Consider the following 21,759-nt stretch of genomic DNA (forward strand, 5'->3'; position numbering starts at 1 on the left):
AACGGAAAAGCAATTTAAACCGCAGCAGTTTCCATTTCAGCTAAAGTCGGATAGTCCACATAGCCTGCCGCGACATCAGTTCCAATCATATTTTCCAGTTTCAGTTCATTCAGTGGCGCATCTTGCAGTAGACGCTCATACAGGTCTGGATTGGCAATATAGTCTTTACCCCAAGACACTGCATCCGCTTGACCCGATGCCAACAGATCAACCGCATCTTCACGGGTTAAACGCATATTGGCAATCAATGGCACACCACCCGAACGTTGTTTCAGGTACGTACTGATACTGTCATCAGCCAAATATTCACGGGTAAAGAAGAACGCAATCTGACGTTGACCCAGTTGCTCCAGTGCATAACCAAAGGTTTCACGTGGATCATCATCGCCCATGTCATGTTCATCACCACGTGGGGCTAGATGCACCCCAACACGACCTGCACCCCAGACTTCAATCAATGCATCCACCACTTCAAGCAACAAACGCGCACGATTTTCTACACTGCCACCATATTGATCTTTACGTAGATTGGTTGAGCTTTGTAAAAACTGATCAATCAAATAACCATTGGCCGCATGCAGTTCCACACCATCAAAGCCCGCCGCTTTAGCATAAACCGCTGCTTGCTTGTACTGCTCAACAATGCTTTGAATTTCAGCAATCTCTAATGCACGAGGAACCACATATTCACGTTTTGGACGTAATAAACTGACATAGCCCTTTTGTTGTACGCTACTTGCAGAAACTGGGGTTTCGCCATCCAATAAATCAGGGTGCGATACACGACCGACATGCCACAACTGCGCAACAATTAAGCCCGCTTTGTCATGTACCGCTTGAGTCACCTGTTTCCAGCCTTCAACTTGCGCTTCATTAAATAGCCCCGGTGTATTCAAATAGCCATTGGCTTCTTCCGAAATCACGGTCGCTTCAGAAATAATCAAACCTGCACTTGCACGCTGTGCATAATACTCTGCCATCATGGCTGTGGGCACACGGTCTGCTGTTGCACGACTACGCGTTAATGGAGCCATAATGACGCGGTTTTTTAAGTGTAAATCACCCAAAGTTAAAGGAGTATTCAGTTCAGCCATAGTCGCCTCGATCGCCACTTTTCTCAATTAAAGTGAACGTTGCAAATGTTCGATATATTGCTGAATCAACGCTTCATTGCGCGAAAAATATGACCACTGTCCATTTTTCTCGACTTGAATTAAACCGGCCTGCTGTAACACAGATAAATGGTTCGACATCGTCGATTGCGACACATTGCCCAACCGCTCGATATGACCTGCACATACGCCCCGTTTAAAGTCACCACATTCGTCGCTCGATAAAAATTGTTCAGGCTTTTTTAACCATTCCAAAATTTGACGACGCGTCGGATTAGCCAAGGCTTTAAAAATTAAATCTATATCCATACTCAAGACACGTTTAATGGGCAGCAAAGCGTGATTCAGTTTCTTTTATCTAATATATCGTATTTTTTCGATTTTAATATCGAATTTTTTAGATATATTGTAAAATAAATTTTAACGCTTTGCTTTCATTCATTATTTAAATTACAAACCTTGTTTTAAGCTGGCTTCAATAAACTTATCAAGGTCACCATCTAGTACTGCACCTGTATTGGAATTTTCAACACCAGTACGTAAGTCTTTAATACGTGAGTCATCCAAAACATAAGAACGAATCTGACTGCCCCAACCGATATCTGACTTCGAGTCTTCAAGTGCTTGAGCCGCTTCGTTACGTTTGCTCATTTCCAACTCATACAACTTCGCACGTAACTGTTTCCATGCATGATCACGGTTGGCATGTTGTGAACGTTGGTTCTGACATGCCACCACAATCCCTGTCGGTGCGTGGGTTAAACGTACCGCAGAGTCTGTTTTGTTAATGTGCTGACCACCAGCACCTGAAGCGCGGTAAGTATCTGTACGCACGTCAGATGGGTTGATATCAATTTCAATATTGTCATCAACTTCTGGCGACACAAAGACAGCAGAGAATGAGGTATGACGGCGGTTACCTGAGTCAAATGGCGATTTTCGAACTAAACGATGCACGCCCGATTCAGTACGCAACCAACCATAAGCATATTCACCTTCCACACGAATCGTTGCTGACTTAATCCCGGCGACATCACCGTCTGACTCTTCCATCAATTCAGCTTTAAAACCATGACGTTCAATCCAACGCATGTACATACGCAGTAACATTGAAGCCCAGTCTTGCGCTTCTGTACCCCCTGAACCTGCTTGAATTTCCACATAACATGGGTTCGGGTCCATTGGGTTGCTGAACATACGGCGGAATTCAAGCTTCGCTAATTCTTCTTCTGCAGAATTCAATTCAGCCTGAACATCAGCCAGCAGACTCTCATCATCGGCCTCGACTGCCAAATCGAGCATCGCTTCTGCGTCTTCAAGCTGTGTTGCCAAACCATCTAACACGTTTAAGACGTTTTCAAGTTCGCCTTTTTCTTTGGCCATCGCTTGCGCACGGCTTTGATCATTCCAAATCGCTGGATCTTCTAATTCACGGAGAACCTCTTCTAAACGCTCTTTTTTCAGATCGTAGTCAAAGATACCCCCGTAATGTGAGACCACGGTCGTTTAAGTCTTTTAATTGGTTTAGATACGGATTAATTTCCACGTGAATTACTCTCAATCAATATAAAGCGAAAAAATAGTCGCTGATTATAGCACACTCAGTGGCTGTGATTATTCATCTCAAACCCGACACAACTGGCTCATCTTCATAAGATGGAAAGTTAACCTTCAGTCAAGAAAGTGATTACTTCAATGAGCAAGCAAATCTCTATATGCTTCAGCAACCACATAAAACAAATCTGAGAGCATTTCTCAGCAGACAAATGGGCTAAACATTTTGACCTAAAATTGTATAAAATATGGACAAAAATTATGAGATCCACAGAATCTACACAATTTTAATAAAACAAAACATTATAAAAATATAATTTATTATCAATTATTTAAATATGAAAAATTACATGATGTAACCATGGATACAGAGCATTAACTTTCCATTGGTTGACGCTTTTTTATTTTGACCTAGACTAAAGTTGTAACAAAAAATTTAAATATCGGTCCACTTTCGAGGGGTACATTCCATGAAAAAATTAGCAATTGCTTCAGCACTTCTTTCAGCTTTGGCAATCACAGGTACTGCGCATGCCTACCAAGCAGAAGTCGGTGCTTCTGCTGGCCTAATTGATCCAGACAATGGTAGTTCAAGCGGCTCTTTTGGTGTGGATGGTACATACTACTTTAACCCCGTACAAACTCGTAATGCGCCACTTGCAGAAGCAGCATTCTTAGATCGTGCCAGTAATGTAAATGCCAAATACCAATACGATGAAGTTGGTGATGATGAACGTCAGCAATATGGCATTGGTGCAGAATTCTTCATTCCGAACTCAGACTTCTACCTCGGTGGTAAAGTTGGACGTGATGATTATTCTTTTGATAATGGCGGTGACTTTGATACTACAGTTTATAGTGCTGAAGTCGGTTATTTACCTGCTCCAGGTTTATTAATCGCTGCGGGTCTAAAGGGTTATGATAACGATTATGACGATGGCGTAGACCCAACTTTACGTGCCAAATATGTCACAACACTCAGTAATGGTAAAGACATAAACTTAGAAGCAGGTGCCGCTTTCGGAGACCTTGATGAATATAACCTTAAAGGCGATTATTTCATCGACAAAACTTTAAGCTTAGGGGCTGACTATTACAGCAATGATCTCACTGATACCAATGAATTCGGTATCAATGCTCGTAAATTCTTCACTCCACAAGTCAGCCTTGAAGGCCGTGTTGGTTTTGGTGAAGTCGGCAACAACGACTACAACAAATTCGGTGTAGCTGCGAAATACCGCTTCTAAAACCACTCAATTAAGGTTTGAAAACAAAAGCCCATTCTCGAATGGGCTTTTTTCATTTCTATAAAGCATTGTTATAAATAAAGATTGACTCTCTGCTACTTTTTTGTACACTGCGTTACAACTGTCATAGAACAGTCATTATTCTTATAACAAAGAGAGAATCTCTAAAATGCTTAAAAAACTTGCGCTTACTACAGCACTGATTGCGAGCTTCGGGACTGCACATGCTTACCAAGGTGAAATTGGTGGCACCATTGCTGTCGTTGATCCTGATCATGGGGATACTGCAACAGGTTTTGGTGTAGATGGCATCTACTACTTCAACCCTGTTCAAGTCAAAAACAATCCGCTGAATGAAGCTGCTTTTTTAAACCGCTCCAGTAATCTCAATGGCGCAGTTTCTTATATTGACTATGATATCTATGAAGTCACTGCTTTTAATGTTGGACTCGAATATTTTGTGCCAAACTCAGATTTTTATATCAACGGGAATATTGGACAAACCAAACATGAAATGGATGATGTTGAAGATCTAGATACAACAATTTATTCTGCTGAGCTTGGCTACCTTCCCGTTCCAGGCCTATTGGTTGCAGTCGGTTTATTCGGATATGATAATGATTATGGCGACGATGTAGACCCAACCTTACGTGCAAAATATGTCACCCAAGTCGGCACCTACGACATGAATTTTGAAGGTGGTGCATCTTTTGGCGATATTGATGCTTATAACTTAGCTGCTGACTTATATTTAGATAAAACCTTGAGCGTTGGTCTCGGTTTTTCTGATACAGACGAAGAAGATGCTGACGTATTTACCATTCGTGCGAAAAAATTCTTCACACAACAGGTTAGCCTAGAAGGTTCAGTTGACTTTGCTGATGAAGGCAATATATTCGGTTTACGTGGTGCTTACCGCTTCTAATTGAAACAAAAATGTATTTAAAAAACCGCTCTATAGAGCGGTTTTTTAATGTTGTTCTAAATGCAAAATGCGAAGTTGTACACTGACATTGCCACGAAATTCATTTTTATCCAACTCATAGACCAAACGAACTTGATGATTCATCTCATTAAACTGGTACTTGTCCGCTGCATTAAAAGCAATAGCATCAACCACCTGACCATTATCTAAAGCAAGGCGTAATTTTAAATGCACTTCTTTCAACCAACGGAAATCTAAAATCTGAAAATTTCCTTCAAAAATCGGGGCTGGAAACTTTTGCCCCCATGGGCTGAGTTGTTGCAAAATATTGACCGTCTCAACCTGAATATTTTGCGCAGGGAGCTCACCATCAGTCCATAAAATGGCTGTAAATAAACGTTCATCCTGAGCTGCCATCAGTGCTTCAAAAGCCTGTTTAAACTCTTCAAAATGGCTTTTTTGAATGGTTAATCCTGCTGCTGCTGCATGACCACCAAAGTGGCTGACCAAATATGGATATTGCTCAGCAACACACTCAATGGCATCTCGAATATGAATCCCTTCTATCGAGCGCGCTGAACCTTTGATATGTATCCCGTCTTCATCTGCTGCAAACACAATACTTGGACGGTGAAACTGTTCTTTTAAGCGCCCCGCAACAATGCCTATCACCCCCTGATGCCAATGTGGCTCGAACATCAGTAAGGCCGCAGGTAAAGCCGTATCATCCAGTTGAATCTGATCTAAGGCTGTTAAAGCCTCCTGCTTCATCGTCGCTTCAACCTGACGACGCTCCACATTCAACTGATTCAGTTGCTCCGCCAATGGATAAGCAGTAGCAAAGTCCTGTGCCAATAGACATTCAATCCCGATATCCATGGTTTCCATACGACCTGCCGCATTAATACGTGGTCCCAGTACAAATCCCAAATCTTGCGCTTTTAAAGTTGTAGCCTCTCGCCCTGCAATCTCGAGTAATGCACTGATGCCGGGACGACATAAATGCTGCTGAATTCTCTTCAGCCCGACATCGACCAAAATACGATTATTGTAATCAAGACTGGCAACATCGGCATAAGTTCCCAAGGCCACCAAATCCAGATATTGACTCATGACGGCCGAAGACTTATTGAGTTTTTTACGATAGCTCGATAAGTTGGCTAAAACATAAAAGGCAACCCCCACACCAGCCAAAGCTTTACTTGGAAAACCACAGCCCAACTGGTTTGGATTGACTACCGCTTCAGCATTCGGTGTGGGTTTAGTGGTCAAGTGATGATCGGTAATAATCACTTGCATACCATGATCTTGCGCTTGTTTCACACCGTCATGGCTGGAAATACCATTATCAACCGTAATCAATAAATCAGGTGTAAAGGTGGTAAATGCCAAATCTGCAATCGCTGGGGTTAAGCCATAACCATATTTAAAGCGGTCTGGAACCAGATACTCTACCTGTGCCCCCATCTCACGCAAAGCCAAGACCATCAAAGCCGTACTGGTTGCACCATCTGCATCATAATCGCCGACAATGACGATTTTATGATGCTGATCCATTGCAGCATCTATCAACTGAATAGCTTCGTTTAAGCCTTTCATATTAGGTGCTAGTAGATGCTTAAGCTTTAATTCCAGTTCTTGTGCTGACGCTACACCACGACGAGCTAAAATTTCTGCAATAAACGCAGGAACATCCTGAAATAATTCAGGACGGCTAATGAAGGGTCTTTGCTTAATTTGAATGGATGACATTTATGGCATCAAACGCTTCAACACCCAAACATCGTGCTGTTTTTCATAACTTAAGCGGTCATGCAAACGGTTCGGGCGCCCCTGCCAAAATTCATAGTAGTCTGGCTCAAGACGGTAGCCACCCCAAAATAGTGGTTTATTCAGTTCCGATTTACCTTCAACTTGGCTTTGCAATTGCTCAAAACGTTGTTGCAATACCTCACGACTTTCAATTACGCCACTTTGGGGTGTACTGATATGTGCCGCAATTTGGCTATCTCGTGGACGCTTATGATAGTAGTCTGTCGATTCCGCTTCAGAAATTTTGACCACTTTACCCCCAATGCGAATTTGACGCTCCTGCTCCTGCCAATAGAACAGTAACTCTGCATACGGATTTTCAGCCAAATCATTGCCTTTTTGGCTATCATAATTGGTATAAAAATCATATCCAGCTTCGGTTGCACCTCGTAAGAGAACAGTCCGCACATGTGGACGACCCTGCCCACTCGCTGTTGCCAGCGACATCGCATAAGGCTCATGCAATTGTGCTTCTAGTGCATGGTTGAACCAAAGTAAAAACTGGGCATGTGGATGGGTTTCTACTCGTGCTTCGTACAACTCACCTTTTTGGTAACTTAAACGAAGTTCGCTGAGATCTTTAATTAAATCAGTCATTTTTCAACTCCTTACTAAGCTGCATTCGCACGTACGGCATCAGCCAATGTATGAGCTAAAGTACTAACTTCATCCAAATCATCCCCTTCCACCATGACACGAATCACAGGTTCAGTCCCTGACTTGCGGATCAACAAACGACCACGACCTTTGAGTTGTTGCTCTGCTTTATCAAATTCAGCCACCAAAGCAGGCACTGCATAAGGATCAAACATCGCCTCTAAACGGACATTCACCAACACATTCGGTAGAAGTTTAAATTCAGCAACCAGTTCATGCAGGGCTTTCTTCTGCTCAACCATCACCGTCAACACTTGCAACGCGGCAATGATGGCATCGCCTGTCGTACTTTTATCTAGTGTTAAAATATGTCCAGATGGCTCACCACCAATAACCCAACCTTTTTCCTCTAGACCTTGTAGGACATAACGATCTCCCACTTTGGCACGTAATAATTCAACACCTGCTTTTTCTAAGGCAAGCTCTAAGGCCATATTCGACATCAGAGTACCCACAATTCCTGCTGGCTTTTTCTGCGTTTGCGTTGCGAGGATATAGAGGACATGATCTCCATCAATCAACTTGCCTGTTTTATCCACCAAAATAACCCGATCTGCATCACCATCAAATGCAATACCCAAATCAGCTTTATGCTCAACGACAGCTTTTTGTAAGCTTTCTGGATGGGTCGAACCACAACCCTTATTGATATTTAAACCATTTGGTTCATTGTGAATAGCAATGACTTTCGCACCCAATTCACGAAAAACTGCTGGCCCTACATGATAGGCAGCCCCATTGGCACAATCCACCACAATCGTTAAGTCATTTAAATCGTAGTGGTATGGAAAGGACGATTTACAAAATTCAATATAACGACCTTGTGCATCATCAACGCGAACACTTTTACCTAGGTTTTCAGTATCTTCAATGAAAATATCATTTTCTAATTCAAGGTTGATTTCTTCTTGTAGCGTATCTGGGAGTTTCTTCCCTTCACTTGAAAAAAACTTAATCCCATTATCAAAATATGGATTATGCGAAGCAGAAATGACAATCCCTAAATTTGCATGTAGGGCACGAGTCAAATGAGCAATAGCAGGGGTTGGTAGAGGCCCCAATAAATGTACATACACACCCGCAGCATTAAGACCCGATTGAAGTGCAGATTCCAAAATATAACCAGATAAACGCGGGTCTTTTCCCATGACCACCACCGGTTTAGCTTTTTTACTATGACGCTTAATCACTTTACCTGCGGCAAATCCTAACTTCAGCGCAAATTCAGGAGTAATAGGGAGAACGCCAAATTTTCCACGAATACCGTCAGTACCAAAATAACTCATGTATGTCTCACTTCTTAATGGGTGATTTGCATCATCCTTTTTCATTGTGAAATACTTTACACCAAAACGAAAAAGCCGTCATTTTTATGACGGCTTTTACATTAAACAATTGGTATAGCTGAATTAGCCAACGCGGTAGTTCGGTGCTTCTTTGGTAATTGTCACATCATGGACATGTGACTCAGACATGCCCGCAGATGTAATTTTCACAAACTTCGCATTTTGACGAAGATCTTCAATCACAGATGAACCCGTATAGCCCATAGAAGAACGTAAACCGCCCATCATTTGGTGTACGATGTTACCCATCGGGCCTTTGTATGGCACACGACCTTCGATCCCTTCTGGAACTAACTTTTCCGCACCTGCTTTAGAGTCTTGGAAATAGCGATCCGCAGAACCTGTTGCCCCTGCCATCGCGCCCAATGAACCCATACCACGATAGGATTTATAGTAACGACCTTGGAAGAATTCAACTTCACCTGGCGCTTCTTCAGTTCCTGCAAGGAGTGAGCCGACCATAATCGTGCTCGCACCAGCGCCAATCGCTTTTGCCATATCGCCAGAGAAGCGGATACCACCATCTGCAATCAATGGAATTTGGTCTTTCAATGCATTGGCAACGCTATCAATCGCAGAAATCTGCGGCATACCAATACCAGCCACAATACGAGTGGTACAGATTGAACCTGGGCCAATACCGACTTTAACTGCGTCAGCACCTGCATCCAATAAAGCCAAAGCGGCATCGCCAGTGGCAATGTTACCGCCAATCACTTGGACTTGTGGGTAATTCGCTTTTACCCAACGTACACGCTCGATTACACCCGCAGAATGACCATGTGCAGTATCCACGACAATCGCATCCACACCCGCCTCAACCAGTGCTTCAACACGGCTTGGTGTTTCTGCACCTGTACCAACTGCAGCACCCACACGTAAACGGCCGAGGTCATCTTTACAGCTGTTTGGATAGCTTTCCGCTTTACGGAAATCAGTGACCGTAATTAAGCCTTTAAGTTCGTTGTGTTCACCCACAACCAAAACTTTTTCAATACGATGCTTTTGCAATAATGCTTGAATATTTTCTTTCGATTCACCTTCACGCACTGTCACCAAACGATCTTGGCCTGTCATGATATTGCTTACAGGTTGCTCAAGGTTCGTTTCAAAGCGTGTATCACGACCAGTCACGATACCAACTACTTTGCCATCCTTCACAACAGGTACACCGCTGATATTGTTGGCTTGAGTAATCGAGATCAATTCACGCACTGTGGTTTCAGGTGTTACAGTGATTGGATCTTTCACCATTCCTGCTTCAAATTTTTTCACACGACGGACTTCTGCAGCTTGTGCAGCAATATCCATGTTCTTGTGTAAAATACCAATACCACCGTTTTGCGCCATCGCAATCGCCATACGCGATTCAGTCACCGTATCCATTGCTGCTGACACAAGTGGGATATTTAAATTAATGCCGCGCGTGAATCGTGTCTTTAAAGAGACATCTTTTGGGAGAACAGTAGAGTAGGCAGGGAGTAATAGGACATCATCAAAAGTTAACGCGTCTTGAACGATGGTCAACATAACAGTCTCACTGGTAATTTCCGTGCGCTATTATAAACAAAAATAGCCTTAAATTTCATTGCAATTGCAAAAATTATTTTTTTGTCTTAGAAAAGAATATGATAAAACACGTATTTTATTTTTGAGCTATCATTTTCACGCTTATTTTTTTTATTTCTTATTTTGCAAAGGATTTAGGTCATATTTAAAAATGAAAAAGTAGAGCCTTAGCTCCACTTTTTGCAATTAGCATACCTGATTAAACCCTTCATCATTGACCGATAAGCCTGCGTCTAGTTGCACAAAAGGAATCATATTGTGTGCACGTCGTGCTTTGTTGCATTGATCGTCAGCAATCTGAACTTCTTTACATGATGAACTCCGTTGCTCATACATACCACAACTCACCTGCTCACCAATGGTTCCATCTAGTGCAATACAACGCGGGTTTGCTTGATTCGTTCCCACCATACATGAGTACACAGCCGTCACAGGCTCGACATAGTGCTCAGGCATGGGAATACCTTCGGCCCAATAAAATGAGACTCTAAAAAAGGCACAACATGCCCCACAGCTTAAACAGGCATCTTCCGTCGGAACTTGAGACAACATCCTTTATATTCTCGTTTTCAAAAAACTTTTTTGGAAGAAAATATTAAAAAAATTGTGGTCGCCAAACAAGCAAAATTTACGACTATTTTGTCACTTAAGTGGGACAGGTAAATACACTCTCGTCCATCAAATCTGTGCCACATTCCAAACCTTCAATCCAGTCTAAGAACTGATGGATCTGCTCTTGACCAATAAAAGGAGTCCCATGTTGTGGTACGATCATTTCGATATCCATCGTGCGGACCATGTTGACCCATAAACGGATCACTTTGTTATTACACATATAACGCTGATGGAAGCCTTTCATTTTAGGAATATGTGCAGCAAAATTTTCCAAAGGTTTAGATGCATCATCCACCATTGATGCCCCCATATCACCTGAAAATAAAATCTTGGCAATCGGGTCATAAAACTGAAAATTGCCTACCGAATGTAGAAAATGGGCAGGTACAGCAATAATGGAAGATTGACCCAAAGTGATGACTTGACCATGATCAGGCAATTCCACCAACCGATCTAACCAGTTGCCTTTCATCCGCTCACTCATAAATGCAGAGTTCAAATGCGGTAAAAAACGTGCCCACAGTTTAGAAGCCACAACTTTTGCCTCGGTATACACTAACCAACGTGGCATTGAGGTGATAATGTCCGGATCTTGATGTGAAGCCATGACATAATCAAGATTGGTCAAACGAGTATATTTATTCAACTCCATCGTGAGTGGTACATAGGTTAAATCCCCACCCGGATCTAACACTGCAGCACGTTCATGGTCAATAATTAAAAACTGGTTCGCCTGAACGCCTTCACCTTTGACCAAGCTGGTAAAGCTAATACATTTATGTGTGCCATCATCATATAAAACCTGTGACGTTGTACGGTCAAATGCCATACCAATCCCCTCAAAATACTGTTTTTCTTAAACGACTTTTTAATGCCTACAACATATATGGATTTACACAAACTTACAATGCATTTGCGACCAATATCATTTGATATATCAATAAATTGAGGATGATTTAACAATAAAAAATCCCGATTTTTTAAGTCGGGATTGGTGATTTTTATAGTGAATTAGAAGAAATAATGCTGTACTAGTGTAGAAATACCCACAACTAAAAAAATCGCTGCACCAATTTTATGAATCAACGAAATCGGTAATTTATCTGCCAATTTATCGCCAATAAACACAGCGGGTGCATTGGCCAACATCATACCGAAAGTCGTACCCAACATGACCCAAAAAATACTGTCAAAACGTGCAGCCAAAGCTACTGTCGCAATTTGAGTCTTATCGCCAATTTCCGCTAAGAAAAATAAGATAAAGGTTGCGCCAAATACCCCAAACTTTTGCCATTTATTAATGCTTTCAGTTTCGTCCCCCAATTCATCGGGGATCAACATCCAGATCGCCATCCCAATAAAGCCAAGTGCAAGTATCCACAATAGAATTTCGGGGCTGAGTACTGTCGTAATCCATTGGCCCAACACCGCAGAGATACCATGATTGATCGTCGTCGCAAGTAAAATTGCAATTAAGATCGGGATGGGTTTACGGAAACGCGCTGCAAGTAAAAGCGCAAGCAATTGGGTCTTATCACCCATTTCAGCAAGGGCAACAATTGAAGTGGAGATGAGGAATTCATACATAGTTGAATGCTCTGGCTAGCAAAATATACCGATGACCTACCCCTCCTGCTAGCCAAAATCAAATAGATTGATGCAGAGTGGTAAATCAAAGGTCTTGCCAACAAAAGCACGACTGAAAAGTCGTTTTTGGTTCTTTGCTATGATGACCATGTTCTGTTGAACAATTATGTTGATCATCACCCCTTTACTTTGCGTAAAGAGCGGCTACTCCCCAATGAAGTGATAGCATTTTACCAAACAATCAGAACTTTTTGAATCTCTATATCCAAATTTTTTGGTAAGTCCACATCAACACACGAGCAATACCCAATATAAAAGCTAAATTTACACTTAAACAAAAAAAACCAAAAATACCCCAGCCACTTGCACCACCAACACTTTGAGCTTGATACTCCATGGCCAAAACCATAGTCGCCGCAAGCACCTCCAACCCCATGACGATATACATCACCCAGTCTGATGAAAAATCTAAGAAACTTACCCACAAACCCATTAATACAAAAACAATCAATAATATAGGCAATACAATTCGATAGATCACCAGCATCCTTGCACCTCATCTCAAATAGAATCGTTATCAGTCTAAAATTATTTTAAAAGAAAGCCTGAATCAATAAAATCACACTTATTATTATCCCAAAACATAAAAACCCCGCCTAGGCGAGGTTTTCTAAATTTAAATCATATCAGATCAATAAGCTACGGATGTCTTTTAGTAACTTGGTGAGTTTATTGGTAAAGCGTGCTGCATCTGCCCCATTGATCACACGGTGATCATAAGACAAGGACAATGGTAACATCAGCTTAGGATCAAAACCTTGCCCATTCCATACTGGTTGCATCGTTGCAGGTGAAATACCCAAGATTGCAACTTGCGGCCAGTTCACTAATGGCGTAAATGCTGTGCCACCGATTGCACCGAGACTTGAAATGGTGAAGTTTGCGCCTTGAAGATCTTTCGGCGAAAGCTTCTTATCACGGGCTTTTTGACCCAGTACACCGAGCTCCACCGCAATTTCTTTGATAGACTTTTGGTCTGGATTACGCAGTACAGGAACAGTCAAACCATCTGGTGTTGCTACAGCAATGCCCATATGAATTTCATTACGCAACAGTACAGACTTGCCATCATCAGCCAAGTGACCTGCAAAATCACGCTCTTCTTTCAACAGGTGCGCAACAGCTTTAATAATGAAAGCCATGATGGTCAAGCTAATGCCATCTTTCTTAAAGTTACCTTTAAGATCATTACGCCAAGCTTCAAGCTCAGTAATATCCGCCAAATCAAACTGAGTGACTTGTGGAATATAGTTGTTTAAAGACAACTGAGGAATAGAGACTTGTTGCAGACGTGTCAGCACTTTCTCTTCTACACCACCAAACGCACTAAAGTCCGGCAGTTTCGGTAAGCCCGCAGTGGCAGCAACCGCCGCAACAGGTGCTGTTTGCGGTGCTGTCAAGCGACCTTTCACATAAGCAAAAATGTCATCTTTCATTAAACGTGCATGTGGACCAGAGGCTTTGACTTCTGCCAGTACTACCCCCAACTCACGCGCCAATTTACGTACCGCAGGACCCGCATAGACTTTAGCATTGGCTGCATTTTGCTCTTTGGTCAGCTTATCTGCGCCTTGAACTAGTGGTGCAGTCTGTACAACAGGCGTCTCTACTGGCGCAGTTGTAACTTGAGCAATTGTAGGTTTCACTGGTGTCTGAGCAACAGCTTGAGCTACTGGTGCAGAGGCTTGCCCCTCAGCTTCAATAGTCACCAAAGCCACGCCTTCTGAGACATTTTGACCCAATGCAACATGAATCGCTTTAATCACACCTGCTGTCGTACTTGGTACTTCAACCGTTGCTTTGTCTGACTCAACCACGATGATACTCTGGTCTTTTTCAACCGTATCACCGACTGACACCAAAATTTCAGCAACAGTCGCTTTGTCTACACCCAAGTCAGGCACTGCAATTTCAACTGCACCTACAGGCGCAGCAGCAACTTGTGGTGCCGCTTCAGCAGGCTGAGCTTCAGTGGCTTGAGGCGTTGCAACTTGCGTAGGCTCAGCAGTCGCTTGTGTAATTGAAACTGCTGTTTTTACAGTCAGAATCACCACACCCTCTTTAACACTGTCACCCACTTGAATGCTAATTGATTGCACTGTACCTGAAACCGTACTCGGGACTTCAACGGTGGCTTTGTCTGATTCAACCACAAGGATGCTTTGATCGACAGCAATCTCATCGCCAACCGACACCAAAATTTCACCAACAGTTGCTTTTTCTACACCGATGTCTGGCACTTGCACATCAATCACTTGTGATGCTGTAGTCGCAGCTGGTGCAACCGTTTCAGCAACAGCAGGGACAGGCTTTTCTTCAGCTTGTACAACTTCAGCCTGTGCTTGTGCCGTTGGCGCTTCAGTTTGTCCCTCGGCTTCTAGCTCAATCAGTGCTGCACCTTCGGCAACCGAGTCACCTAAGTTCACCAAAATACTTTTCACCACACCTGCTGAAGTGCTCGGCACTTCAACAGAGGCTTTGTCGGATTCCAGTAAAATAATGCTGTCATCGACACTAATGCGATCGCCGACTTTCACTAAGATTTCAGCGACGGTCGCCTTATCTACACCAATATCAGGAGTCGTAATTTGCATGATTATTTCTCCTCTTTGTAGTCTGCAACAGCGTGAATCTCAGGTGTTGCTTGCGGTGCCCACGCCACAGGACGATCCGTATCTAATTCAAAATTAGAAATCGCATCTTTGACTAAACGTGCATCTACTTCACCTTCATCAGCCAATTTCTTCAAGGTAGCAACCACAATGTGCGCCGCATCTACACCGAAGTAGCTGCGTAAGTTCGCACGTGTATCAGAACGACCGTAACCGTCTGTACCCAATGCTACAAATGGACGACCATCTGGTAAATACGCACGGATCTGTTCGCTATAAGCACGCATATGATCGGTTGCAGAGACTACAATACCCTCTTTCCCACGCAACTGCTGAGATACCCAAGACTCTTTCACATCTTCAGTCACAGGGTGTAGGCGGTTGTATTCTTCACATGCCATACCATCACGTGCTAATTCGTTGAAGCTGGTCACACTCCACACATTTGAGTGAATTTGGTATTCATCACGTAAGATTTTCGCAGCCTTGATGACTTCACGCAGAATTACGCCTGAACCCATGAGCTGAACCGTAGCTTTTTCATCTTCTTGGAACAAGTACATACCACGTTTGATGCCTTCCTCAGCGCCTACTGGCATTTCAGGATGCTCGTAGTTTTCGTTCATGACTGTTAAGTAGTAGAACACACGCTCTTGGTTGACATACATACGTTGTAAACCATCATGCACAATGACCGCTAACTCATAACCGAAACATGGGTCATACGACACACAGTTTGGAATGGTGTTGGCTAAAATGTGTGAGTGACCATCTTGGTGTTGTAAACCTTCACCGTTTAGCGTGGTACGGCCCGCTGTTGCACCCAATAAGAAACCTTGCGCTTGTGCATCACCTGCTGCCCATGCAATGTCACCAATACGCTGGAAACCAAACATTGAGTAATACATGTACATTGGAATCATTGGCAAGTTATTGGTTGAATAACTGGTTGCCAACGCCGCCCACGCACTCATCGCGCCCGCTTCGTTGATCCCTTCTTGTAACATGTGACCGTCTTTGGCTTCACGGTAATGCATCAATTGTTCTTGGTCTTCAGGTGTGTATTTTTGGCCGTGTGCGGCATAAATACCCAACTGACGGAACATACCTTCTAAACCAAAGGTACGCGCTTCATCAGGAACGATTGGCACAACACGGTCTTTAATCGCTTTTTCTTTCAAGAGTGAAGAAATCAAGCGCACCATTACCATAGTGGTTGACTGTTCTTTACCTGCTGAACCTTTTAACACCGCATCAAATACGGACAATGCAGGAATCGCGAGCTGTTCACTTTCTTTACGACGTGCAGGTAAATATCCCCCCAAAGCTTCACGACGTGCTTTCATGTATTTCAATTCAGGAGAGTTTTCGCTTGGACGATAGAATGGAACTTCTTCTAGCTGCTCATTGGTAAATGGCAAGTTAAAACGGTCACGTACATATTTCAAAGAGTCAATCTGCATCTTTTTGATTTGGTGCGTCTTGTTGACTGCTTCAATTTCTTCAGACAAACCATAGCCTTTCACCGTTTTCGCAAGGATGACCGTCGGCTGACCTTTGGCTTTCATCGCTTCTGCATAAGCAGCAAATACCTTGTACGGATCATGACCACCACGGTTGAGGTTATCAATATCCTCATCACTCAGGTCTTTGATTAATTCTTTTGCTTCAGGATACTTACCAAAGAATTTCTCACGGGTGTATGCACCACCTTTGACTTGGTAGCGTTGGTAATCACCATCCACCGCTTCTTCCATTACCGCTTTTAAAGCGCCTGTGCTGTCTTTAGCAAGTAACGGATCCCAATGACGACCCCATACCACCTTAATGACACGCCAGCCCGCACCACGGAATAAAGATTCTAGTTCTTGAATGATTTTACCATTACCACGTACTGGGCCATCCAGACGTTGTAAGTTACAGTTCACCACCCAGATCAAGTTATCTAACTTTTCACGACCAGCCAATGAAATTGCACCTGTACTTTCAGGCTCATCCATCTCGCCATCGCCTAGATATGCCCAGACTTTACGATCTTCTTCTTTAATTAAACCACGGTTCATCAAGTACTTTTGAATATGTGCTTGATAGATCGACATGATTGGCCCTAGACCCATAGATACCGTTGGGAACTGCCAATAATCAGGCATGAGGTATGGGTGCGGATACGAAGGTAAACCAATCCCACCAACTTCACGACGGAAATTATTCAAATGCTCTTCGGTTAAACGACCTTCAAGGAATGAACGTGCATAAATACCCGGTGCACAGTGACCTTGATAATAAATCATGTCTCCGCCAAAGCTGTCATTATTGGCACGGAAAAAGTGGTTAAAACCGACATCATATAAAGTTGCTGAAGATGCAAAGCTGGCCAAGTGACCACCTAAGTCATCACCCGTTTTGTTGGCACGAAGTACCATTGCCAAAGCATTCCAACGAATCAACGCACGGATACGACGCTCCATGTCTTGATCGCCTGGCATTGCAGGTTCTTCAGCCACTGAAATTGTATTTAAATAAGGCGTGTTTAAACGCTGAATAGGGACATGTTTAGCGATTGCTTGTTGATACAGTTTTTCCAGTAGAAAAGCTGCACGCTCAGTCCCCATGTGTTGTAAAACGGAGTCAAACGCATCTTGCCATTCTTGCGTTTCTTGCGCGTCAGTATCACCATAAAACGCCATAATTCACCTATTTCGATATCCTAATCTTATGAGCTAATATGTATCATACTTTCGTCCTATAAGAGTATCGCTACAGCTGAATATGGCCCACCCCTACTATTTAGCAACTAAATAGTCATTGACCATTCGTTACCCAAGTTAACAAAAAACCGCCAATTTGGGCGGTTTTTTATACATTTAATGCGATTTTTTGATGCTAATTTAGGTTACGTCAGACCTGCATTCCTTTTCAAACATCAGACCAACGGTAAATTCGGATCATCGTTCAAAACGGATTAAGGCAACATTGCGAGATAAGTCGATGGGTTTTTACGTTGACCATCTTTAACTACTTCATAGTGTAAGTGTGGGCCAGTACAACGACCTGTACAGCCCACATTCGCAATATGCTCACCAGCGTCTACACGGTCACCAACACGAGCGATTAAACGTGAAGCATGTGCATAACGTGTGATATACCCGTTACCATGGTTAATTTCAACATATTGCCCATAACCTGTACCCCAACCTGACTTGGTCACAATCCCTGGGCCTGTTGCGTAAATTGGAGTACCACTTGGTGCAGCAAGATCAAGGCCTGAATGACGTTCTGCACGACCATTCATCGTACGACCGCCATAGTTTGAACTGACCCGTGCGCTTGGTAATGGATGTGCAATTAGCCATGAATGAGGGTTGTTTGAAAAACCTTTTGAAGAAGATTCTGAGCCGTATTTTTTAGCCAGGGAAGCATTGTTAAGCTCAACTGTTTTCTCACGGAGCTGCACTGACATTTTCGTTTCAGCAGGAAGATCAATATCATCTGCAGTATAAGCACCTTCTGACAAAGTGCGTGTCAGTTGCTCAATTCGATCCGAAGATGCGTTATTTGTATTGAGCTCAACTAAATCGGCGAAGGCCACAGACGCAGCCGATGCCGCAAAAGAAAAAGCCAACAAAATACGTCGCATATGCATAAAAAAACCTCTTCAAACTGTTCTTACAAACATTTCTTGCGTGATCTCGTCCTTGATATCTACTGAAAAGAACGCATAAGATTAAGACATCAACATGAAGGAAATATGTATGTCCGAACCAGTGAATCTCTTTCAACAAACAAGAAAACACATAAAAACAGGAAACTTAACGTTTCTCTCAAAGCAAGTTGCTGCATGGCAGAAACTCACTAAACTGATCCAACCTATCCTACCGCAACCAGAGCAGTGGCAGGTTGTTTGTTATCAATATGGTATTTTGACGATTACCGGCGAAAATCAAGCGATGATTAGTCAACTTGGTTACCTTCAAAAACAATATATTGCACAACTGTCGCAACTTGACGAGTTTAAGGACTTACAAAAACTCCAAGTTCGTTTGAGAATCCCATCCCAAACACCCGCAAAAATACAATCTATTTCAAGATCGCTCAGCACCGAAACTCAAGATCTAATTCGAGGTGCTGCTGACTTTGTGAGCGACCCTAAGCTTAGCCAAGCAATGCGCCGTTTGGCAAGCAAAAAAAAGTAACCCAGCTTTAAATACGGTCTAAACCCAATTACTTAAATGTGAAATACATCACAATATAAAAAGTTACAATATAACATCACATAGCAAAGACAATGACTTAAGTCACACTCACGTATGGAATTGGACACTGATCTTCGTCATCAAATGTTACAATTTCATAGCTACTTGGGTCACTTTTAACATTGCGTAATAACTGATTATTCAAAGCATGGCCTGACTTATATCCATCAAATTTAGCAATAATTTGGTGACCAAGCAGATAAAGATCACCGACGGCATCTAATATTTTGTGACGAACAAATTCATCCGAAAAGCGTAAACCTTCCTCATTCACTACGCCTGTTTCATCAACCCCAATTGCATTATCTAAACTGGCCCCCAAAGCCAAATTATTGGCCTTGAGATAATCCAAATCCTTCATAAAACCAAAAGTACGGGCTTCACTGACTTCATAAACGAAGGTTTCAGTTGAAAAATCAATAGTGGCTGACTGATATTCTTTCTTAAAGGCGGGATGATCAAAATCAATAGTAAAATTCAGTTGAAACCCTTTATGTGGGCTGAAAATGGCGCGTTTGTCGTCAATGAGTGCTTCAACAGGCTTTAGAATTTTTATAAATTTTTTAGGGGCATCTAGTTCTTTTAGGCCGCCTTGCATGAGCAAGTAAATGAAAGGGCCAGCACTACCATCCATAATTGGCACTTCAGATGCAGACACTTCAATAATCAGATTATCAATGCCCAGACCAGCTATCGCACTCATGACATGTTCAATGGTACCGACCTTGGTATCCTCTTGAACCAAGTTAGAACACATAAATGCTTCTTGAATTAGCATTGCATTGGCAAGAATGTCTACAGGTGGGTTAAGATCAATACGACGAAATACAATTCCACCGTCCGCATGATGTGGCACAAAGTTAATTAAAACTTTTTGCCCACTATGCAGACCAATACCGCTTGCTTTTACGACACGTTGTAAAGTTCTTTGTTTCAACATGTTTCATATCATCTCACCACTAAACCGCTATACGTTAGCATATTTAGCCATTGATAAAAAACAAAAAGGTAGTCAGAGACTACCTTTTCTTCAAATAATGCGGAATTACCACACGGGCAAGCACTACTTACGTTGTTGATTTTTCAAATAATCTTGAATACTCATTGGTGTTGGGCGCGCCGCACTCACAGCAGATGCAGAATTTGCTGTCGCAGCCGCATCTTGGTTCTGACGCTGGATTGCTGGCACATCATCATCTTCAACTACCGCTTGCGTTGTATGCCCATGTTGTGCTACTTGCACATGTGCATTTGGACGTTTCACGGGCTCAGCAGAATCTGCTGAATTTCGAGTCAAGCCAGTTGCAATCACAGTGACACTGATTTCATCACGCGCATCTGGATCAAATACTGTGCCGTAGAACACTTGGCCTTCGTCTAGATCGACAATTTGGTTCACAACATCAGTAATTTCTTCGATTTCACCAAAGGTGACATCATCGCCACCCGTTACATTGATCAGAATACCTTTGGCATTCATGATGGTCACATTATCTAGCAATGGGCTACGGATCGCTTGTTCAGCCGCTTGACGTGCGCGGTTCTCACCACGACCTAAACCAGCACCCATCATGGCATAACCACGTGTGCTCATTGCAGTTTTTAAGTCAGCGAAGTCAAGGTTAATATGACCTGGGCGTACCACCAAATCAAAAATACTACGTACCGCATTAAGAAGAACATCATCGGCTTTTTTGTAGGCATCTTTCATTGAGATGTCACGGAAAACTTTCAACAAGCGTTGGTTTGGAATGATGATTAAAGAATCTACATGCGCTTCTAATGCTTCAATCCCTTGCTCAGCAGATTGAAGGCGACGCTTACCTTCAAAGTTAAATGGTGTCGTTACCACGCCTACGGTTAAGATACCCATTTCTTTGGCAATTTCAGCAACCACTGGTGCTGCACCTGTACCTGTACCACCGCCCATACCCGCAGTCACAAACACCATATCAGTGCCTTCAAGGTGCTGACGAATCAAGTCACGGCTTTCTTCAGCCGCTGCTTGACCCACATTCGGATTGGCACCAGCACCTAAGCCACGAGTACTTTGTTCACCCAACTGGATTTTGAATTGTGCATTCATACGGTCTAGCGCTTGCTTGTCCGTATTGGCACATACAAATTTTACACCTTGAATGTCTGACTCAAGCATGTGTTGTACGGCATTACCACCTGCACCACCAACACCAAACACAGTAAAACGGGCTTGACCGTTGCTATCGGTTTGATCATCTTCTAAAAATTCAAATGAGGCCATGACCTATAGATTTCCTAATTCGTTATTGGCAGTCACTTAAGCCCGTATACTGCCTTGATCTTAATAAACAAAATTGCTTTTAAGCATGCTGTGCAAGCCATAGCTTGTCAAGTTTAAGCGATGCGTTGTACAACTTCTTAACAATATTCC

The 21,759-nt window shown here is 42.8% G+C and carries 19 protein-coding genes and 1 riboswitch; of the genes, 3 read left to right on the plus strand and 16 right to left on the minus strand.

Annotation, left to right across the window (positions count from 1 at the left end; translation table 11 throughout):
* Nucleotides 1-14: 14 nt before the first annotated feature.
* The 3 genes from GBI16_RS00095 to prfB all read right to left on the minus strand — a co-directional run bounded on the left by GBI16_RS00095 (nucleotide 15) and on the right by prfB (nucleotide 2,658).
* Nucleotides 15-1,094: an alkene reductase gene (locus GBI16_RS00095; protein ID WP_151706294.1), complete on the minus strand. Its 1,080-nt coding sequence runs from the start codon at nucleotides 1,092-1,094 to the stop codon at nucleotides 15-17.
* A 27-nt stretch (nucleotides 1,095-1,121) separates the two neighbouring features.
* Nucleotides 1,122-1,421 carry a helix-turn-helix transcriptional regulator gene (locus GBI16_RS00100; protein ID WP_086209159.1) on the minus strand — a complete coding sequence of 100 codons (300 nt, stop codon included), beginning with the start codon at nucleotides 1,419-1,421 and terminating at the stop codon, nucleotides 1,122-1,124.
* A 141-nt stretch (nucleotides 1,422-1,562) separates the two neighbouring features.
* Nucleotides 1,563-2,658, minus strand: a protein-coding gene (gene prfB, locus GBI16_RS00105; protein WP_110974628.1) for a peptide chain release factor 2 whose coding sequence is annotated in 2 segments (ribosomal slippage) — nucleotides 1,563-2,585 and nucleotides 2,587-2,658 — 1,095 coding nt in all. Because the reading frame shifts where the segments join, the coding sequence is not laid out codon by codon here.
* 478 nt (nucleotides 2,659-3,136) lie between these two features.
* Here prfB and GBI16_RS00110 point away from each other — a divergent pair.
* Together GBI16_RS00110 and GBI16_RS00115 are read left to right on the plus strand one after the other, a co-directional pair.
* Nucleotides 3,137-3,913 carry a putative porin gene (locus tag GBI16_RS00110; RefSeq protein WP_086209161.1) on the plus strand — a complete coding sequence of 259 codons (777 nt, stop codon included), beginning with the start codon at nucleotides 3,137-3,139 and terminating at the stop codon, nucleotides 3,911-3,913.
* Between the two features lie 169 nt (nucleotides 3,914-4,082).
* Nucleotides 4,083-4,838, plus strand: coding sequence for a putative porin (locus GBI16_RS00115; RefSeq protein WP_086210249.1), 756 nt, complete (start codon nucleotides 4,083-4,085; stop codon nucleotides 4,836-4,838).
* Nucleotides 4,839-4,883: 45 nt separating this feature from the next.
* Here the strand turns inward: GBI16_RS00115 and recJ are convergent, their stop codons facing one another.
* The 11 genes from recJ to GBI16_RS00175 all read right to left on the minus strand — a co-directional run bounded on the left by recJ (nucleotide 4,884) and on the right by GBI16_RS00175 (nucleotide 18,739).
* Entirely contained in the window at nucleotides 4,884-6,590 is a 1,707-nt protein-coding gene (gene recJ / locus GBI16_RS00120) for a single-stranded-DNA-specific exonuclease RecJ (RefSeq protein ID WP_151706295.1), read from the minus strand.
* Nucleotides 6,591-7,247, minus strand: coding sequence for a pyridoxamine 5'-phosphate oxidase (pdxH, locus tag GBI16_RS00125; RefSeq protein ID WP_119063302.1), 657 nt, complete (start codon nucleotides 7,245-7,247; stop codon nucleotides 6,591-6,593).
* Between the two features lie 14 nt (nucleotides 7,248-7,261).
* Nucleotides 7,262-8,593, minus strand: coding sequence for a phosphoglucosamine mutase (gene glmM / locus GBI16_RS00130; RefSeq protein ID WP_086210252.1), 1,332 nt, complete (start codon nucleotides 8,591-8,593; stop codon nucleotides 7,262-7,264).
* 123 nt (nucleotides 8,594-8,716) lie between these two features.
* A complete protein-coding gene (gene guaB / locus GBI16_RS00135; RefSeq protein ID WP_151706296.1) occupies nucleotides 8,717-10,183 on the minus strand; it encodes an IMP dehydrogenase in 1,467 nt (488 codons plus the stop codon).
* Nucleotides 10,184-10,408: 225 nt separating this feature from the next.
* Complete coding sequence (locus tag GBI16_RS00140; protein WP_086210253.1) at nucleotides 10,409-10,774, minus strand: YkgJ family cysteine cluster protein; 366 nt, start codon at nucleotides 10,772-10,774, stop codon at nucleotides 10,409-10,411.
* 94 nt (nucleotides 10,775-10,868) lie between these two features.
* The gene (locus tag GBI16_RS00145; protein WP_110974623.1) at nucleotides 10,869-11,666 is read right to left on the minus strand and encodes an MBL fold metallo-hydrolase; all 798 of its coding nucleotides are present in this window, start codon (nucleotides 11,664-11,666) and stop codon (nucleotides 10,869-10,871) included.
* A 182-nt stretch (nucleotides 11,667-11,848) separates the two neighbouring features.
* A complete protein-coding gene (locus GBI16_RS00150) occupies nucleotides 11,849-12,424 on the minus strand; it encodes a TMEM165/GDT1 family protein (RefSeq protein ID WP_086210255.1) in 576 nt (191 codons plus the stop codon).
* 84 nt (nucleotides 12,425-12,508) lie between these two features.
* Nucleotides 12,509-12,649: riboswitch (yybP-ykoY riboswitch) on the minus strand.
* 34 nt (nucleotides 12,650-12,683) lie between these two features.
* On the minus strand, nucleotides 12,684-12,971 hold the full coding sequence (locus tag GBI16_RS00160; protein WP_086210256.1) for a hypothetical protein: 288 nt from the start codon (nucleotides 12,969-12,971) through the stop codon (nucleotides 12,684-12,686).
* Nucleotides 12,972-13,110: 139 nt separating this feature from the next.
* The gene (locus tag GBI16_RS00165) at nucleotides 13,111-15,078 is read right to left on the minus strand and encodes a 2-oxo acid dehydrogenase subunit E2 (RefSeq protein ID WP_151706297.1); all 1,968 of its coding nucleotides are present in this window, start codon (nucleotides 15,076-15,078) and stop codon (nucleotides 13,111-13,113) included.
* A gap of 2 nt (nucleotides 15,079-15,080) precedes the next feature.
* Nucleotides 15,081-17,783, minus strand: a complete 2,703-nt coding sequence (gene aceE, locus GBI16_RS00170) for a pyruvate dehydrogenase (acetyl-transferring), homodimeric type (RefSeq protein ID WP_110974621.1) — start codon at nucleotides 17,781-17,783, stop codon at nucleotides 15,081-15,083.
* Nucleotides 17,784-18,058: 275 nt separating this feature from the next.
* Entirely contained in the window at nucleotides 18,059-18,739 is a 681-nt protein-coding gene (locus GBI16_RS00175; protein WP_086210259.1) for a M23 family metallopeptidase, read from the minus strand.
* Nucleotides 18,740-18,848: 109 nt separating this feature from the next.
* Between GBI16_RS00175 and GBI16_RS00180 the strand changes: the two genes are divergently transcribed.
* Nucleotides 18,849-19,289, plus strand: coding sequence for a DUF721 domain-containing protein (locus GBI16_RS00180; RefSeq protein ID WP_086210260.1), 441 nt, complete (start codon nucleotides 18,849-18,851; stop codon nucleotides 19,287-19,289).
* Nucleotides 19,290-19,386: 97 nt separating this feature from the next.
* Here GBI16_RS00180 and lpxC read toward each other — a convergent pair whose 3' ends face one another.
* Nucleotides 19,387-20,289: a UDP-3-O-acyl-N-acetylglucosamine deacetylase gene (lpxC, locus tag GBI16_RS00185; RefSeq protein ID WP_086210261.1), complete on the minus strand. Its 903-nt coding sequence runs from the start codon at nucleotides 20,287-20,289 to the stop codon at nucleotides 19,387-19,389.
* 123 nt (nucleotides 20,290-20,412) lie between these two features.
* A complete protein-coding gene (gene ftsZ, locus GBI16_RS00190) occupies nucleotides 20,413-21,609 on the minus strand; it encodes a cell division protein FtsZ (protein WP_086210262.1) in 1,197 nt (398 codons plus the stop codon).
* Nucleotides 21,610-21,759 lie beyond the last annotated feature (150 nt).

It is taken from the genome of Acinetobacter sp. TUM15064 (assembly GCF_008980265.1).
Lineage (GTDB): Bacteria > Pseudomonadota > Gammaproteobacteria > Pseudomonadales > Moraxellaceae > Acinetobacter.

Coding starts and splice junctions, on each gene's coding strand:
- GBI16_RS00095 (WP_151706294.1), bottom strand. CDS start 1,094: ATGGCTGAACTGAATACTCCTTTAACTTTGGGTGATTTACACTTAAAA.
- GBI16_RS00100 (WP_086209159.1), bottom strand. CDS start 1,421: ATGGATATAGATTTAATTTTTAAAGCCTTGGCTAATCCGACGCGTCGT.
- GBI16_RS00110 (WP_086209161.1), top strand. CDS start 3,137: ATGAAAAAATTAGCAATTGCTTCAGCACTTCTTTCAGCTTTGGCAATC.
- GBI16_RS00115 (WP_086210249.1), top strand. CDS start 4,083: ATGCTTAAAAAACTTGCGCTTACTACAGCACTGATTGCGAGCTTCGGG.
- recJ (WP_151706295.1), bottom strand. CDS start 6,590: ATGTCATCCATTCAAATTAAGCAAAGACCCTTCATTAGCCGTCCTGAA.
- pdxH (WP_119063302.1), bottom strand. CDS start 7,247: ATGACTGATTTAATTAAAGATCTCAGCGAACTTCGTTTAAGTTACCAA.
- glmM (WP_086210252.1), bottom strand. CDS start 8,593: ATGAGTTATTTTGGTACTGACGGTATTCGTGGAAAATTTGGCGTTCTC.
- guaB (WP_151706296.1), bottom strand. CDS start 10,183: ATGTTGACCATCGTTCAAGACGCGTTAACTTTTGATGATGTCCTATTA.
- GBI16_RS00140 (WP_086210253.1), bottom strand. CDS start 10,774: ATGTTGTCTCAAGTTCCGACGGAAGATGCCTGTTTAAGCTGTGGGGCA.
- GBI16_RS00145 (WP_110974623.1), bottom strand. CDS start 11,666: ATGGCATTTGACCGTACAACGTCACAGGTTTTATATGATGATGGCACA.
- GBI16_RS00150 (WP_086210255.1), bottom strand. CDS start 12,424: ATGTATGAATTCCTCATCTCCACTTCAATTGTTGCCCTTGCTGAAATG.
- GBI16_RS00160 (WP_086210256.1), bottom strand. CDS start 12,971: ATGCTGGTGATCTATCGAATTGTATTGCCTATATTATTGATTGTTTTT.
- GBI16_RS00165 (WP_151706297.1), bottom strand. CDS start 15,078: ATGCAAATTACGACTCCTGATATTGGTGTAGATAAGGCGACCGTCGCT.
- aceE (WP_110974621.1), bottom strand. CDS start 17,783: ATGGCGTTTTATGGTGATACTGACGCGCAAGAAACGCAAGAATGGCAA.
- GBI16_RS00175 (WP_086210259.1), bottom strand. CDS start 18,739: ATGCATATGCGACGTATTTTGTTGGCTTTTTCTTTTGCGGCATCGGCT.
- GBI16_RS00180 (WP_086210260.1), top strand. CDS start 18,849: ATGTCCGAACCAGTGAATCTCTTTCAACAAACAAGAAAACACATAAAA.
- lpxC (WP_086210261.1), bottom strand. CDS start 20,289: ATGTTGAAACAAAGAACTTTACAACGTGTCGTAAAAGCAAGCGGTATT.
- ftsZ (WP_086210262.1), bottom strand. CDS start 21,609: ATGGCCTCATTTGAATTTTTAGAAGATGATCAAACCGATAGCAACGGT.